The organism is Haloarcula sp. CGMCC 1.6347 (assembly GCF_037078395.1).
Taxonomy (GTDB): domain Archaea; phylum Halobacteriota; class Halobacteria; order Halobacteriales; family Haloarculaceae; genus Haloarcula; species Haloarcula amylolytica.
Genome location: NZ_JAYMGX010000003.1, coordinates 142,358 through 159,151, shown reverse-complemented (window position 1 = coordinate 159,151; position 16,794 = coordinate 142,358). Strand labels below are relative to the sequence as shown.

The window sequence follows — 16,794 nt, the reverse complement described above, 5'->3', positions numbered from 1 at the left end:
GTAATAATAAAGACAGCGTATCGTTAGCTGGTGTCTTATCGACCACAACCATAGCTTTTCAGGGGAATTACTATTTGTCAGGTCTCACTATGCTTTAGTACGTAATCCATATGCCGGGGGCCAAGTGGGTTTCATCCATGTCGATGTCAGCGCCTAGCCAGAGTCGGTTCCAGTGGTTTCTCGTATCGTTTGTGACTCTAGGAACGCTCTCACTAGTCACCATCTGGGTCGTTGGCATCACTGGTCTTCGAGTTTACCTTGTCGGACTGTTTCTGATCCTACTCGTAACTAGTGAGGTGTTCCCTCCGCTGGCAGACGGGCAGTGGTGGCGTCGGCTACAGGTCGTCAAGCTTGTCGGTTGGCTTATTACTTTCTCCCTCCTGTTTGAGCGGGTCATTGAAGTAGTCTGATCCTTTTCGGTGTTTTTGAAGGCACGACGTGATAGAGGTGCGAACGGTCTTCGCAATTCATTTTCTCCTTCAGAAATCATGGCGGCGGAACTGTATTAAGTTTAAAGGAGAAGGCATCTGGCTTCAATGCCTGTGGTATCCCGTCTAAAATAGTCGAGATTCCTCCTGACTTGGGAGACCAACGTTTTGACACTATCCTGTATTAGAAAACAATAAGCGCTTGTCACAGGTGTACTGTGCCAAGCATAGGTATCACACATAGCAGAAAATACACCTCTCGAATTGTCGTTACGAGGCTATAGTAGCCATTGAAAATCAATGCACACCTGATCGCACGACGGCAGTACGATCAGTGTGTACATCGTTTCAATTGTTACTATAGCTTGGTCTTGCGGAGCTCGAGCCTATGCTATCAGCCACTGGTGACGTTAACCCAGATGTGTGTGCGGCGGTACGCGTTCTCGGGACGAGGATTCGCCCCAACTGGTGCTTCATTGCGGTAGAGGAGGTATGAAACTCGAATGTGATCACCGACCAGCGTGGGGGACAGTTCGTGTGGCCGCTTGAGAGTGTCACCCGCCCCGACACGGTTTCTGAATCGGTCAATCCGTGCGGTGGCCAGGACACTGCCGTTCTCGATTCTCTGCGCAATGACAACAACAGTATAGTTTAGTTCTTGGCCTTCATGGTTGCCGATGGAGACCTGGACAGTCCGAGAACTGCCGAGCGGGATCTGTGACGGATACTCAGACGCTATGGGTTCTCCGTCGGCGGATTCAGTTACCAGCGCAAACTCGGTAAACTGTTCACCCCGTTCAGTCGATATGGCCGCGTACCCAATACCGGTACCGGAGAGAAGAAGCCCAAATACAAGCAAAATGCGTATCGTCGGAACACCCCCAGACGGTGTTGAAAACGCTCGGCTCCGTACAGTTGTCATCCACCGCAGGGGACTGAAACGCACATCTGATGGCATTCGCGCCCGTCGGATCGTTGCAGCAAACGTGAGGAGTACCGTCGTGACTCCGATAGAGAGTTGATACGATCCGGTAGTCGCACCAAGCGAGCCCAAGACTAACCCGAGCCCCAATAGTGGAACTATACAGACACTGCTCCCGACTGCAAGGAGAAGTCGTTCACCGGCAGATATTCGTCCTTCCCGGTTGTCAAACAGTCCACCAGACTCGGAAGATCCTCGTGGGAATAGAAGCGCAACTAGAGCGTATCCCGGTGCAACAAGTACCGCCCCCAACCCCAAAAAAACCCCTGCGGGAGACTGTTCGAAATATCCCTGGGCAACGCCGAGGTGCCAGAATCCGAGGAGTCCGACCAACAGAAGATCGATCGGGAGCGTCTCCGTCTCGATGTTCGCATCAGCATCAGTAGCCATTATCGCTTGGTGCGGTCGTAGTAATAAAATTAGACAGTTACTACCAGTGCATGTAACCGATTAGTGCCAAGAGTTCCCGTCCGGAATCTGGCCAAAATAAGCTCATTGGATGGGGAGTAACCTGTTGTCAATCGGTGAATTACCACCGGGAAAGCAACCAGACAGAACACGCTCTTCCAGTTGTACAGATTTGGTCGTTCTTCCCTATCCTTGGTCAAACAAGTCGTTGAAGAGCGGTCAATTCGTACTCGAGAACCTACCCGAATCAGAACCGGGCGCACAGTGCTTGCTGGCCGGTCACTCAGCCGCTGTGACTGCTTCCCTGACGGGGAGTTCCGAAACTGAATCGAGTATCTGAATGGCGGCTGTCCCATCTCCGAAAGGCGTCGTCCAATCCTCAGCCTTTCCACGCATCTGTGTCGCCGCTGCAGTGATACTACTCGGCTCCCGGCCGGCAACGCAGTTCGCACCGACAAACGCCGTCTCAGGGCGTTCAGTTCCATACCTGAGCGTCACACACGGTGTCCCGAGGATGCTCGTCTCCTCTTGGACACCACCTGAATCGGTGAACACCAAGTCTGCTGTACTCTCTAATCTGAGGAAATCGAAGAACCCCAGTGGTTCGATAAGACGAACTTGATCGGGGACTGCGATACCGAACTCTTCGAGGCGATCCTCCGCTCGGGGATGGATTGGGTAGATGACCTCCCGGTCCGCTTGAGCGCTTGCCCGTGCAACGCCGCTGAGAATCCGCTCGAAGGCTTCCCGGTCGTCAACTGTTTCCGCCCGGTGAGCAGTCAATAGGTCGAACTGCCCTTCGGAAAGGCCGAGTTCACTCAGAATCTGACTTTTGTCTGCGGCTTCATCATCAAAGGTTTCGACTGCGTCGACGATCGTATTTCCGGTGACTGTGATGCGGTCCTCGGGGACCCCTTCGTCTCGGAGCAACACCGCTGTCTCGGCGGTCGGGGGAAAGAGGTAATCGGAGATGTGATCGATGATGACGCGGTTCGTCTCTTCGGGCATGTCGTCATCGAAACTCCGAAGCCCAGCTTCGACGTGGGCTACGTCGACATCTATCTTGCTCCCCGCTAATGCACCTGCGAGAGTCGAGTTCGTGTCCCCTTGGACAAACACCACCGTTGGCTCGGCATCTTGAAGTTCTTTCTCAATACCAGCGAGCATCGCACCAGTCTGAGCCCCGTGATCGTCAGATCCGATTTCGAGGTTCGTATCTGGCGGTGATAATCCGAGTTGTCGGAAAAAGACGGTATCCAGCGAATCTGAGTAATGCTGCCCAGTGTGGATGATATGTGTGTCGACGCCACGTCGGTGACACTCCTGAATTACCGGGGCTAACTTGATAATCTCGGGACGCGTTCCAAGGACGAAACCCACAGTGCTGTCAGTCATTGTTGTCCTCGTCTCGTAGGGCGAAATTCTGACAATAGTGCCACCCGATCAGGTTTCATAGCGGTTCCGTGAGTCGTCAACAGGATTGTTATGGGCCTCCTACGCCGTTGATGATGGCCAGCCGACCGCGAGGGAGTTGTTACTAACAGAATGGTATTCGTAGAACGACTCAGATTGTCCGGACATCGAACCCGTGCTCAGTCCAGTGATCCACGTCGATTACATCGACCGGGTCAATCACGGTTCGGCCCGTCATCTTCGACCGAATGTCTGCCGGGTTAAGTTCTGCAAACTCATCGTGTGCTGCCCCGAATATCACTGCATCAGCGCCATTTACTGCTGTATCGAGCGTAACGAGCTGTAGTCTGGAGTCCGTCGCCCGTGGGTCGTGAATAGTGACTGATCCCTCGTCCCAACCCCCATCCATGGCCCGGCGTGTATCCACCGTGACATTACCGAGCAACTGGGCTATTTCCAAGCCTGGACTATTTCGAGTGTCGCTGACGTTACCCTTGTATGTTATTCCAAGGACAGCTACAGTCTTATTTTCGAGCGAGTCGATAGCGTCCTCGAGTAATCTGATAACGTGTTCAGGCATCCTGCCGTTGACTCGGTTCGCTATATCGATCAGCTCCGTTGCACCAGAGCCATCGCTCAGGAACCGTGGGTCGACAGGAAGGCAGTGTCCACCTACCCCTGGACCTGGACTCAGAATATCAACCCGCGGATGGTTGTTTGCGAGGTTGATCGCAGACCGCACATCGATGCCGTAGTTCTCTGCAAGGAGAGCGAGCGTGTTAGCATACGCGATACTAACGTTTCGCTCAGCGTTCTGTGCGAGTTTCACGAACTCGGCGGTTGTTGGGTCAGCGGCGACATGTATCTCTCCGGTGGTAAGCGGTTCGTAGAGGGACTTGATAGCGCTAACCGAGGCCTCATCAACACCTCCAACGATTCGATCGTTGGTTCGGAGTTCTGTGAGCGTATTCCCCGGCATCACCGTCTCCGGCGTGTACCCCAAGTGGACATGTTCACCGATATTGAGATCGCTTCGTGATATGATCGGCGCCAGGATTCCGGTAGTTGTTCCCGGCGGCACTGTTGATTCCAGAATGACGGTGTCGCCAGGCCTGAGAACGTTGGCCACGTTTCGCCCAGCGTCCTTCACGTAGGTCAGATCCGCCTCATCGTTCAGTTCGTCGTACGGTGTTGGAACGCAGATGATATGCACATCAGCGGGTTGGGGGCGACGGCTCGGCGTTAGATTACACTCTAACGCATCCTGAATGTACGACTCAAGCTCCGACTCGCTGACTTTGGGCTCACCCTCGTGGAGGCGATCTATTACATCTTCGTTGACATCGAAACCAATGACATCGGTGCCTTCGTTGGCGAACAGCGATGCGGTTGCAAGCCCGATATAGCCGAGCCCATGGACGCAGATAGTCATATTTCCAGTGCCTCCCGTAGTTTGATCATTGACTCGTAGCGCTGTCCCCGTTCCAGATAGTCTGATATGGGTTCGTGCTCCATTGACGTACGAATCATATAGGTTACCCTTTGTTATGCAGAAGTTGTTCCCAATCAAAAATCAAATACTCTGGTAAACCAACACCTGAGAAAGAAAGATACGAACCCTAATTTGTCCGTTGAATACTTGAACTGCCAGCTATTGTCGGTATAATTCTAAGGAGTGGAGAATGATTCCAGTGAAGGCTGCGAGGATGCCAATAATTGTGAAGGTAGTGCTAGCCAGAGCATGTCCAAGTGGAAAAGTTCCGGACTGAAGATAGTTGAACATCGTAAGGTAAGTAAACACAAATCCGATCAGAACGCAGGAGACACCAGGCACGCCGAGCAACATAATCGGATGTTCTCGCTCAACCGTCCGAATAATGTTTCCAACGAGCGTGAGGCCATGCTCAACTGGGCCAAGGTTGTTAGAAGTCTCCACGTCGTAATCTATCGTCGTCGGAACCTCTGTGATCTGGTAGCCATTTGAGTGAGCATGGTACAGAATATTGGTACTCGCATCCATCTGGTCTCCGATTGAGTTGTCCTCAGCGAGCGAGGTTATAGCCTCTGTACTATACGCACGGAATCCGCTCTGTGTATCGCTGATCTGATTTGCCGGCTTGAGGATTCCGAGGCTGAGGTTTGTCATGAGGTTAACCGCAAATAGGCCAAACCGCCTGTACAACGGTATCTCGGTGTCTGCATCCTCATCGAACCGGTTGCCGATGACAACTTCCGCCCCGGATTTCCGCTGTTGTTCGATTAATTCCGGGATGTCACTGGGGTCGTGCTGCCCGTCTGCGTCGAGTATGACCAAGTAGTCGGCGTCGCCACGGCTAGCTTGGTCAAAAATACTGTTGAGGGCACCGCCATACCCGATGTTACGGTCGTGCTCATACACTGTCGCACCGGCCGCCGCTGCGACTTCGACGGTGTCGTCAGTACTCCCATCGTCGACCACCAGAACGGTGTCGACATAGTTCTTAGCTGACTCCACTACTGCCCCAATCGTCGCCGCCTCGTTGTACGCGGGAATTCCGACCATGACAGTCGGGTCCGGGTCCGTGACGGGCTCAAGACGGGCTTCGACTGTGAATTTCTCGGTATTCTCCAGGGCTTCGCGGCTTGCCGAGAGATTAACTGACCCCTTCTCTTCACCATGGTACAGGAGTCCCGGATACCCAGCTTGCTTAGCGAACAGACGCAACCGCTCGCGAGGGGTATCGGTCTCAGCCCAGTTTCCAGAAGGGAGAACCACCTCTGCATCAAGCCACCGGGCAAAAGTGAGTGCCTGAAGGTCAGCATCAACAGCAGCTGTAACGATTGCTTGGTGTGCCCGTGAGTGTATGCGAAGGATTTCAGCCGCGATCCACTCAGCGTTCGACTCGGTCGCGACTAGTCCCACCGCGGGCAAGTTCTTGGAAACCTCGCGGATACCGTCATTAGCGGGTGATTGTTGGATTCTATCCGACATCTCAGTCCCACTCCGGAACCGCTCTCGATGGCGGTCGTTCGGTGTGGTTGCCCACACGCTCCAGTACGTATAGTGGTATCATTGTGGCGAGTAGTGGACTCCGTTGTGCTCTGCTGTGAACGAGTTATCACATTGTTATTCCCAGCTTTCCGAGATTGCCCCAATCCTGTATTATCCGCAAAAAGCAGGTAACAAAGTATAGTCTGAGGTGGGGATACAACGCATGGCCGCTACGGTATCAGACGGGTTTAGTTCGGTACAGCCTCTATGAGATCGAGATGACTCGCTCGGGAAAGGAGACGTATGTCTACGAATAACTTAAAACATGAAAACCGCGTCTTCGAATGACATGTCGATGAATGATGTCAGCAATTGTCGGGTGCTAGTTACCGGGGGTGGTGGGTTCGTTGGAAGCCATCTAACATCAGCGTTAGCGGTGGAGAACCATGTTCGAGTCCTTGATAACTTCTCGACGGGACGGCGAGCAAACCTCCCGGAGGATGTGACTGTAATTGAGGGTGACATACGAGATACGGAAACAGTCAGCGAAGCGATGGACGACGTCGACATAGTTTTTCATGAGGCCGCGATGGTTAGTGTCCCCGAGTCAATCGAGCAGCCGGTCGACTGTCACGAGCTCAACGGGTCGGCAACCGTCACCGTTCTCGATTGCGCTCGACGGCAGGATGCACGGGTCGTACTCGCCTCAAGTGCCGCCGTATACGGCAATCCCGATACAGTCCCGATTAGAGAAGCGGAGCCGGCCGACCCACGCACTCCATATGGAATCGAGAAGCATCTCGGTGAACAGTATGCGCAGTTTTACACAGAACGGTACGGCCTGCCGACAGTTCCGTTACGATACTTCAACGTCTACGGGCCGCGTGGGCTTGACGGGGAGTACGCCGGTGTCATCGGCACCTTCATCCGGCAGGCGCAGGCGGGCAACCCGCTCACAATCGAGGGTGACGGGGAACAGACGCGAGATTTCGTCCACGTCGATGATGTCGTACGTGCAAACCTGCTTGCAGCTACAACGGATGCTATCGGCAGGCCGTTCAACGTCGGAACTGGACGAAGTATCTCTATCAACGAACTCGCCGAAACCGTCCGAGATGTCGTTGGAACGGATGTGGGGATAAAACACGTCCCTGAACGCACAGATGACATCAAGGAGAGCGAAGCAGATCTCAGTGACGCACGCACACTGCTGGGATATGAACCAACAGTGTCGCTCGAAAAAGGGCTTGAATCGACGCTCAGTGCTGAAGGGGAATAAACGCCGCCGGTTGCTGATCGAGTTATATGTACAAATATATGTACAAGTATAGTAAGATATCCACATTCAGGCCAGTTATTTGATCTCGATATCAAAGATGTAGATACTTGCTTGCTTCATCGATTCAGTGATGTCCGTATGAAGGATACAGATAATCCATACGTAATGATATAAAACAACGTCTACCACTGGTCCTGATCCAAAACATTTGGCTTGCTCAACCAGCCCAATATAATACACCGAGAACTGGCGACTGGAGTAGCCCGGAGAGTTGAGAGGTGGATACCGGTACGATGAGGACGGAGGTGCATCGGACGCTGACTGTAACAGGAAATGTCAGAATGCTCTATTTCTTGGCCTCTACCCAGTTCTAACTGGGCAATCCACTCGGTTACAAGTTCCCTTACTCGGGAATATCTTCGGACGGAGCTTCCAGCAGGGCTGGGGTATATTGGGACGGTTTTAAACAGTAGCTATATAATGCTCACATTATCGGTAGGGATGGTATCTCATCGCGGCAGACAACGCTCGCTGACCCCTGCTACCGAGGGGACTTTTACCGATTCAGATGGAAACAGTTGTATGATTCAGAACCGGGCCGCACTGGCTGCCAACGCTGCACGCGAGGTGGCACTCGATTGTATCGAGGCCGCCGTGGCCGCGGCTGCGCCAGAAGTGGCCACTAGGTCGGTCGTCAGCCGCGTCGGTGAGACGCTGACAGTCGGTGAGACAACGTACGACCTCGGCAACTACACCGATGTCGTTGTTGTCGGCGGCGGGAAAGCCACGGGCGGCGTGACCCGCGCGCTCGAATCCATTCTCGGCGACTCCCTCAGCGGCGGCCACGTCGTCGTCGAGCAGGCTATCGACACCGAAACCGTCCGGAGTTCCGTCGGAGACCACCCGTTACCGTCGAACCGGAACGTTGAGGCGACCATCGATATTCTCGAAATCGTCGACGACGCCGACGAAGACACGCTCGTTCTGTTTGTCCTGACCGGCGGAGCCAGCGCGCTTCTGTCGGCTCCGGCCGGGGACCTGACGCTGGACGATCTCCAGACGACGACCGACAGACTCCTGAGTGGCGGCGTCCCGATTGAAGAGATCAACGCGGTCCGGAAGCACCTCTCGGACCTGAAAGGCGGGCAGATAGCACGGCGCGCGGCTCCCGCCACTGTCGCCGGGGTACTGATCAGCGACGTTGTCGGGAACGACCTCTCGACCATCGGTAGCGGGCCCTCAGTTCCGGACGAAGCCACCTACGAGGACGCCCTTGACGTGTTTGCTCAGTACGATCTCACTCAACCGCCGGCCGTTCGAGACCACCTCGAAGCCGGACGAGACGGCCGAATATCGGAGACACCGTTTCCCGGCGATTCGGTCTTTGACCGGGTCACGAACCATCTCATCGGGGACAACGCAACCGCACTTGACGCCGCCGCTGCTGTCGCACGGGAAGCCGGGTACGAACCGCTCGTGCTCACGTCTCGTCTGCGCGGCGAAGCCCGCGAGGTGGCGAAACCGCTCGTCGCTATCGCCGAAGAAGCTACGGCGACGGGAACACCTGTCGAGCCGCCGGCCGTCCTCCTCGCCGGCGGCGAAACGACTGTGACCGTGACCGGGGACGGTGGACAAGGCGGCCCCAATCAGGAGTTCGTCCTCTCCGGCGCACTGGTCCACGACGGCGACGCGGTCATCGCCGCCGTCGACACTGACGGCGAAGACGGGAGCTCCGACGTGGCCGGGGCTATCGCTGACGCGACCGTCGTCGACGACCGCGAACGGGCCCGCGACGCGCTTCTCGCAAACGACGCCGGCTCGTACCTCTCTCAAATCGAGGCGACAGTCGAGACCGGGCCGACCGGGACGAACGTCAACGACGTGGCCGTGCTCGTTATCCCAGACCCGAGCGAGTAATGCCGGCCCCCGAGACACGGTGGCTATTTTCGAGTGGTACTACCGGACTGCCGCATCACGATGGAAGGGCAGTACCGTTCGATCCGTGGCTCACGTTTATCAACAGACAGTCTGATATGCTGCGTATGAACGCATCCGATCAACAGATCGCGGCGGACGCCCTCTCCGTTCCGGAAGAAACAATCGTCGATGCCTGTGGCGACCCGCCGCTCCCCGAACTCGGCGTCATCGAACAGAACTGGGAAACGGACCCGATAGCGCCGGACGACGTCGCAACACACGCGGCCCGGGCGGTCGAATCCCTGTCCTTTGCCGACGTGCCAGAAGGCGGCGAAGTCGCGCTGGGCGTCGGCAGCCGTGGTATCGCGAACCTGCCCACGATTGTCGCCGGTGTCGTCGACGCAGTTTCCGACGCCGGCTACGAGCCGTTCGTCTTCCCGGCCATGGGGAGCCACGGTGGGGCTACCGGCGAGGGCCAGCGAACGATGCTGAACGAACTCGGCGTGACCGAGTCGGCTATCGGCTGTGAAATCCGGTCGACCATGGACGTGGTCGAGGTCGGGCGAACGCCGGACCGGGACGTACCTGTCGTCGCCGACGACAACGCCGTGGCGGCTGATGCAATCATTCCCATCAACCGCGTCAAACCGCATACGGACTTCGACGGGCCAGTCGAGAGCGGGCTCTCGAAGATGCTCGTCATCGGCATGGGCAAGCAACGCGGCGCACAGATCGCGCACAAGTGGGCCGTCGACTGGTCGTTCCGGCGGATGATTCCAGAGATCACCGGGCAGTTGCTCGACGAGTTGCCGATTGTCGGCGGCGTCGCAATCGTCGAGGACCAGCACGACGAGACGACGCTGATAGAGGGCGTGCCGCCGAGTGGCTTCCTCGACCGCGAGGCGGAACTGTTAGAGACTGCCTACGAACTGATGCCCAAGCTCCCGTTCGAAGATCTCGATCTCGTGATGTTCGACCGCCAGGGGAAGGAGATCAGCGGCCAGGGGCTCGATACCAACGTCATCGGCCGCCGGCCGTTCTCGATAAACGAGCCGGCTCCCGAGACGCCGGAGGTCAAGCGCATCTTCACCCGCGGGCTGACAGAGAAGACACACGGAAACGCGATGGGCGTCGGTTCTGCGGATGTCGTCCACGAAGACGTCGTCGCGGAACTCGACGCGCAGACGTCGCTCATCAACGCGCTCACCGCGAGCACGATTCGCGGGGTGAAAGTACCGCCGGTGGTCGAAACCGACCGCGCCGGCATCGTCGCCGCGTTGTCGACGATTGGAGTCGTGGACACCGACACAGTTCGTGTGCTCCGTGCGGCCGACACGATGCATCTCCATCAGCTCTACGCGTCACCCGCGCTGATCGAGGCCGCACGCGACCGTGACGACCTCCGAGTCGTCGAAGCGCCGTCGCCGATCGAGTTCGACAACGGACAGCTCGCCGCGCCGTCGCTCCGCGAGTAGCTGTCGTTGCGGACCTGTATACGTGCACTGCAGACCGCAGACAGGACAAGACACGATACGCACGCGTCACACCGGCACGCACGACATCTCGGGTCGTGGTGTCCATTCCAATACGTAGCCCAACACGCGCAAGAGGTATAGAGATGGGATAAATAACGGCCGTACACGCGTTAGGGGCTGTGTCCTGTTGCCTGCACGCGGTTCTCAGTTTATGTCGCCAACAGCTCGATTGGATGGCGCGGCTGCCGTTCCAGCAGAGCGTCGATCTGTTCGAGACAGGACGTCCCGCTTGCGACGACGGGGCGGTCTTGGACACCGTCGTCGCGCAACTGCGTCCGGAGTCGGTCGCCGACGTCCATGCTCAGTTCGTAGTAGTCGGACTTGTACCCGAAGCTCCCGGCCATACCGCAACACTCCACGTCAGACGTGACGACGTCATAGCCACACTCTTCGAGCACAGCGACAGTGTGAGCTTCGAGCCCGAGCGTCCGCTGCTGGCAGTGGCTGTGGTACGCGATTTCAGCGCCGGTGACGGTCGAGAGCGAATCGACGGACCCCCCGTTGTCGAGCAGCCCGAACACGTATTCGAACACCTCGTAGCTGTTCTCCGCGATGTCGGTGAACGCCGACTCGTCGAGGAGGCGCTCGTACTCCCGTGTGAACATCGCGTGGTCGCTCGGTTCGATAACGACCACATCGCGGCCATCTTCGATATGAGGTTCGAGCGTCTCCGTGACCCGTTCGGCGTGGTCGGTTGCCGTCGCGACCATTCCCTGAGACAGCGGCGCGCGGCCGCTGGATGGTGCCGGTGGGACCACCACGTCGACGCCCAGCGATTCGAGCACCTTCACGGCGGCTTTGCCGCGCTCGACCTGTACGTGGTTCGTGTACAGGTCCGGGTAGAGCACTGCCCGGCGTTCGGGATCTGTGACCTTTGAGTCGCGGGCGGCGGCCCAGTCGACGAGCGTCTCCCGTTCGAACGTCAGGAGGTCACGTCGGGGGTCGATACCCAGAATTCGGTCCATCGCTTGCCGTGCAACTGTCGTGTCGGCCAGCCAGTTCGACACCGGCGCGGTGGCGCTGCCGAGTTTTGCGACAGTCTCGAAGTTGCCGAAGAAGCGCTTTTGCAGTGGCGCACCGTCGTCCGCTTCGTCGGGCGTGAGGCCGTCGACGAGCCACTCTCCGGGGGCGTCCTTGTCGCGGTTGATCCGATCCCGGACGACGGTGTTGATCCATGGGATGTCGATACCGACCGGGCAGGCGTTCACGCAGCGCGTACACCCGGTACAGAGGTCGTTGAACTCCTCGGCCACATCCAGGCCCTCGATGCCGGCCTCCCAGCCCGTCGCAATGCCACCCGAATACGTTTCGCCGCCAAAGGCGTGGCCGCCGACGCTCTGGAAGTTCGCACAGGAGTTCGAACAGGCGGAACACCGGATGCAGTACAGCGTCTCCCGGAGGTGCTCGTCGTCCCGCATCTCCAGCCGGCCGTTGTCGATGAGTACGAGGTGGAAATCGCGGTCGGACTCAAACTCCGACAGCGGCGTTTCGTCGTCGGTGAAATCGACGACCGGGGTGTCGACCGGCGGGGTCAACAAGGAGACGTACGACGTGATGTCCTGGCCGGTGCCCGACCGACCGATGAGTTCGATGAACGGGTGGAGGTCTCCAACCGTCGGGATGACCTTCTCGACGCCGGCCACTGCGACGTGCGTGTCCGTCGCCGCGACGGTCTTGCGGGCGTTGCCCTCACTGGTGACCAGTGCCATCGTCCCGGTATCGGCAGTGACGAAGTTCGCGCCGGTGATGCCGACTTCCGCGTCGATGATCTGCTCGCCCAGCTTTTTCCGGGCGAAGCGGGTCAGTTCCTCAGCCGTCTCGAGCGGTTCGTCGGGCTCGAACTGTTCGTTGAACAGGTCCGCAATGCTCTCCCGTGACTTGTGAATCGCCGGAGCGACGATATGGGAAGGGGCTTCGTCAGCCACCTGCAACACCCACTCGCCCAGGTCCGTCTCGACTACGTCCACACCGTCCGCTTCGAGCGCGTCGTTGACCTCGATCTCCTCGCTGGTCATCGACTTGCTCTTGACGACCCGGTCAGCCGCTCGCTCGTCGACGACGTCGCGAATGTAGTCGTTCGCGTCGACAGCGTCGTCGGCGATGTACACCGTTCCCCCGTTCGCTTCGACGGTCTCCGTCAGTTGGTCGAGGAGATCTGGAAGTTCCTCGATGGCGTCCTCCTTGATACTCCGGGCCGCTCGCTTGAGTTCCTCGTAGTCTTCCAGGTCCGCGACAGAGTCGTAGCGCCCCGTGTTGAACCCCTGCGTGTTCTCCGCGACTGCCGCGCCCTCGGTCCGCATCAGCTCGCGGAGTTCGTCGGCGGTCGCCATCGTCACGCACCCTCCTCGACGATGATGACGTGGACTTCCTTGGGTCCGTGTGCGCCTTTGACGAGCGCGCCCATATCGGCTGTCGCGCTCGGTCCTGTTGCGATGATCGCGCTCCCACCGGTTTCGTTGGACCGTTCGTCCAGTTCTGCCACTGCCGCGTCCATATCGGGCTGGATGTCTTCCTCGTGAAGAATGGCGACGTGACGCTCGACAAACAGGCTCACGAGTTCGCTGGCCTCTTCGGTCATCGAGAGGACGAGCGAACCGTAGTCGCCGATGCCGAGTTCAGCACCGGTTACGCCGGTGGTCGCTTCGCGAAGCGCGACCGGAGTGGGGTCGACCGTGACCGGCGTCTCCGTGAGAGAAAACGCCTCGTCCCCGGCCGTTTCGCCGAGCGCGATCCCGACTGCAGGCTCCGTGACTGCCTCCGTAACAGCGGCTTCGAGGTCGGACTCGGCAGTGCTTGAAACTGTCACACCCAATGCTTCGAGAGCGCCCTCGAACGACGCGCGTTTGCTTTTCATCTATGCGCGAACCGAAAACCTACATCATCATTTAGTTTTTGTCTGAAACGGGCGGAAGTCCGATAAATCCAGTGGGCTGCCGCGTATATCCAGCTACGCTGGGCATCGTTTTACTATAGTAGCCATTGAAAATCAATGCACACCTGATCGCACGACGGCAGTGCGATCAGTGTGTAAATCGTTTCAATTGTTACTATAGATCAGCAGACAGTTACTGTATTTACTTATACTGCCACTCGCCAGATGTAAGCGGATTAATATATCCGCCACACCAATACATCCAAATATCGGTACTCTCTACCGATATCACTCATATAGAAGTGTATCTATCGCAGATACATTACCATATACTGCGTTAATAGCGGTATCACAGCTTCAACGGTGTGCGGTTGTTTTCGGATCGAGTAATACCCGGGAGGCAAGGGGTTTTGTGGGTTCTCCGAGAAACGCAGACAACGGACCGATGGACGACCAATCCGGTGCACCTCCAGATTCAGAGATTGTGACGTTACTCGAACAAGGAGAGAAAGCTGACGCACTGACAGTACTCGAGCGGCTTTCGACGGCCGGAGCGGCTGACCAACAGGCGTGCTTGCGGTCACTCAAAGCGGCTGCTGACGACCAGCCGGAACTGTTCGATGGCGTGCTGGCGTCGCTCACTGAGTTTTTGCAGAACAGCGAGCGGCCGACACGGCTCACGACAGCGAAATTGTTCGTCACGGTCAGCGAGAGCGCGCCGGACAGCGTGGTTCCGGTTGTCCCGACGCTTGCCGAGCGACTGGCGGATGAGTCGGAGTTCTACTACGTTCGCGCCCGGTGTGCAGAGGCGCTGGGCTACGTCGCCGTCGACCATCCCGATGCCGTCGTCTCGCCTGAGGTCGTGGCAGACCTGCGCATCGGCCTGGAGTTCGACAAACCAGAAGTTAGGGAGAAATTGGCGAAGGCGCTGGCCCACGTCGCCATGGGCCGTCCCGACAGACTCCGCTATCAGGTCGACTCGCTCGCCGAGCATCTTCGAGCGGACAGCGAACTGGTTCGATATCACCTGAGCACAGCTCTCGTCGTTATCGGCTCTGCGTGTCCCGAACGGCTTACAGACGCCAGGGAAGCACTCGTCTCGTGTCTCGAAGACGAAAGCAGATACGTCCGCGGGCGGGCAGCCGAAGCGCTGGGGTTGCTTGCTGGCACTAAGAGCGTGGAAGCGTTCCCGGACGCACAACTCGAAGAGTTCACTGTGGACGAGGAGTTTGTTGCCGAGCGAGCCCAGTTCGCTCTCTCCCAGTATCGCGGGGCGGAACCTGCTGATGGCTTCACAGGAATAGCCGCGAGAGATGCAATCCGCACGCAGACATCCGACATTGTCTCGGAGATCCGGACGCTGGAAGGCGATGACGGGTGCCCACACTGCGGGCTTTCGCTCCCCGAATCCGGCCCCCCGCTGTGCCCTGGCTGTGGCACCCCATTGTGAGAGCACAGTCGGTTTTCCTGCAGTTCCCGCGGAAACCGTATGTCTCCGTCTCTGACAGGGTCACGGTTGCAGTAGTTATCTGGTGCTGCGTCGTCTCGTAGCGATACCCATCAGAGCTATCTACTTCCGTGGAAGATCAGACGTTGCGTGTGAGATATACAGACTTGGGTGAAATAGACGTATATCTAGCAATTCCATACCCAATTTTGAAATATATGACTTGAAGTGTATCAATTATACATCCATATTAGCGGTGGGCGTGAGTTAGAGACCAATAGCCGCTGTTGTAGTCAGTAGGACTGTCCCCACAACACCTCGCTGTTCAATCCTGCGGCCTGTTCTGCTATAGAGAACAGCACGCGATCGACAGCAGTAGCACTCACACGATGGTGCTTAATCTCACAGTCAGTACAGAGGGGGCATAAAGTGATCCGCGACTCCTTCGCGAGATTAGTTCTGATGCCAAGGTGACCGCGAACTATCTTTTCGACGCACGAAGGTCAGGCGTCGCCGGTAGCGGTGTGTGGCAGTGAGGGCGTTCGTCCATTCCGATGGCGGCCACCGACAGAATAGAATAACAGTAGTACGCCCGTTATTCAGGAACCCATCAATTCGATGTAAGGGCCACCTGAATGGATTTTGTCGTGCTGAGGACTTGCCCGGTGATATCTTCCCTGAGGTATCGGCCGTTCAAACGCTCGACGGGGCCACAGATGCCCAGTGCAGCGATCCGATCACCACTGACGTCAGGGAGCGGGGCGGCAACACCGATAATCCCCTCGTACTGTTCTCCTCTACAGAACGCAATGCCGTCATCCCGAACCCGGCGCAGTTCCTCGATGAGTTCGTCTGGATCGACGAGAGTTGCGTCAGTCGGTGCGACAAGCTCTCTTCCATAGAGAACCGATTCGACGCGATCACTCGGGAGCGACGACAGCAGTGCCTTTCCCGGAGCGTTGACATGGAGTGGCAACCGTTCGCCCGCGTGGAACGGGACTGACCAGCCGTCCTCGGGTTCGGAGATCGACACCGGGACACCGGCCGTTTCCTCAAGGACGAACAGTGTCGCTGTCTCCCCTGTTGCCGCCGCGAGATTGTCCAGTTGTTGTTTCGCCGCCTGATAGAAACTGAGTCCATCACGCGTTCGCTCACCGAGAGACAACGGGCGGAGCGACGCCTCATATTTCTCTGCGCGCTTGACCACGTATCCGGCCGCACGCAACGTCGAGAGGTGGTTATGGGCGACGCTCTTGGAAACCCCGACGATATTGGCAAGTTCTGTAACGCCGACAGGCCCCTTCGCGTCGACAAGCGCTTCGAGGATAGCCACCGATGTCTGGGTTGCTTCGACTGCATACTGTGGTTCGTCGGTCATTGACCGTCGTTTCGGCCCGCCGCGACAAAAGCCTGTTCACTAGAGCAGAACAGATGGGAGCATGTGCAGTAGGCCCAGAAGATATTCTACATTATTTATCACTATTTTCTGGATCGCTACGAGTTCCGACTGTCGAAATTTATTCGTTCTTCTCTCCAGAACAA

At 57.3% G+C, this 16,794-nt stretch carries 11 protein-coding genes; 4 read left to right on the top strand and 7 right to left on the bottom strand.

What is annotated here, in order from left to right:
- Positions 1 to 822 precede the first annotated feature (822 nt).
- From VI340_RS16785 to VI340_RS16770, 4 genes are all read right to left on the bottom strand, one after another.
- Positions 823 to 1,800 carry a DUF1616 domain-containing protein gene (locus tag VI340_RS16785; RefSeq protein ID WP_336358807.1) on the bottom strand — a complete coding sequence of 326 codons (978 nt, stop codon included), beginning with the start codon at positions 1,798 to 1,800 and terminating at the stop codon, positions 823 to 825.
- 297 nt (positions 1,801 to 2,097) lie between these two features.
- Positions 2,098 to 3,213: a non-hydrolyzing UDP-N-acetylglucosamine 2-epimerase gene (gene wecB, locus VI340_RS16780; protein WP_336358806.1), complete on the bottom strand. Its 1,116-nt coding sequence runs from the start codon at positions 3,211 to 3,213 to the stop codon at positions 2,098 to 2,100.
- Between the two features lie 169 nt (positions 3,214 to 3,382).
- A complete protein-coding gene (locus VI340_RS16775; RefSeq protein ID WP_336358805.1) occupies positions 3,383 to 4,663 on the bottom strand; it encodes a nucleotide sugar dehydrogenase in 1,281 nt (426 codons plus the stop codon).
- 219 nt (positions 4,664 to 4,882) lie between these two features.
- Positions 4,883 to 6,202, bottom strand: coding sequence for a glycosyltransferase family 2 protein (locus VI340_RS16770; RefSeq protein ID WP_008311950.1), 1,320 nt, complete (start codon positions 6,200 to 6,202; stop codon positions 4,883 to 4,885).
- A gap of 355 nt (positions 6,203 to 6,557) precedes the next feature.
- Here VI340_RS16770 and VI340_RS16765 point away from each other — a divergent pair, with 355 nt between their 5' ends.
- From VI340_RS16765 to VI340_RS16755, 3 genes are all read left to right on the top strand, one after another.
- A complete protein-coding gene (locus VI340_RS16765) occupies positions 6,558 to 7,481 on the top strand; it encodes an NAD-dependent epimerase/dehydratase family protein (protein WP_394324896.1) in 924 nt (307 codons plus the stop codon).
- Positions 7,482 to 8,063: 582 nt separating this feature from the next.
- Positions 8,064 to 9,398 carry a glycerate kinase type-2 family protein gene (locus VI340_RS16760; protein WP_336358804.1) on the top strand — a complete coding sequence of 445 codons (1,335 nt, stop codon included), beginning with the start codon at positions 8,064 to 8,066 and terminating at the stop codon, positions 9,396 to 9,398.
- Between the two features lie 125 nt (positions 9,399 to 9,523).
- A complete protein-coding gene (locus tag VI340_RS16755; RefSeq protein WP_336358803.1) occupies positions 9,524 to 10,873 on the top strand; it encodes a DUF362 domain-containing protein in 1,350 nt (449 codons plus the stop codon).
- Between the two features lie 209 nt (positions 10,874 to 11,082).
- On the opposite strand, the gene VI340_RS16750 is transcribed toward VI340_RS16755, so the two are convergent.
- Together VI340_RS16750 and VI340_RS16745 are read right to left on the bottom strand one after the other, a co-directional pair.
- The gene (locus VI340_RS16750; RefSeq protein ID WP_336358802.1) at positions 11,083 to 13,263 is read right to left on the bottom strand and encodes an LUD domain-containing protein; all 2,181 of its coding nucleotides are present in this window, start codon (positions 13,261 to 13,263) and stop codon (positions 11,083 to 11,085) included.
- A gap of 2 nt (positions 13,264 to 13,265) precedes the next feature.
- Positions 13,266 to 13,787, bottom strand: a complete 522-nt coding sequence (locus VI340_RS16745) for an LUD domain-containing protein (RefSeq protein WP_336358801.1) — start codon at positions 13,785 to 13,787, stop codon at positions 13,266 to 13,268.
- 463 nt (positions 13,788 to 14,250) lie between these two features.
- Between VI340_RS16745 and VI340_RS16740 the strand changes: the two genes are divergently transcribed.
- Positions 14,251 to 15,255, top strand: coding sequence for a HEAT repeat domain-containing protein (locus VI340_RS16740; RefSeq protein ID WP_008311940.1), 1,005 nt, complete (start codon positions 14,251 to 14,253; stop codon positions 15,253 to 15,255).
- 607 nt (positions 15,256 to 15,862) lie between these two features.
- Here VI340_RS16740 and VI340_RS16735 read toward each other — a convergent pair.
- Positions 15,863 to 16,630: an IclR family transcriptional regulator gene (locus VI340_RS16735; protein ID WP_008311938.1), complete on the bottom strand. Its 768-nt coding sequence runs from the start codon at positions 16,628 to 16,630 to the stop codon at positions 15,863 to 15,865.
- Positions 16,631 to 16,794 lie beyond the last annotated feature (164 nt).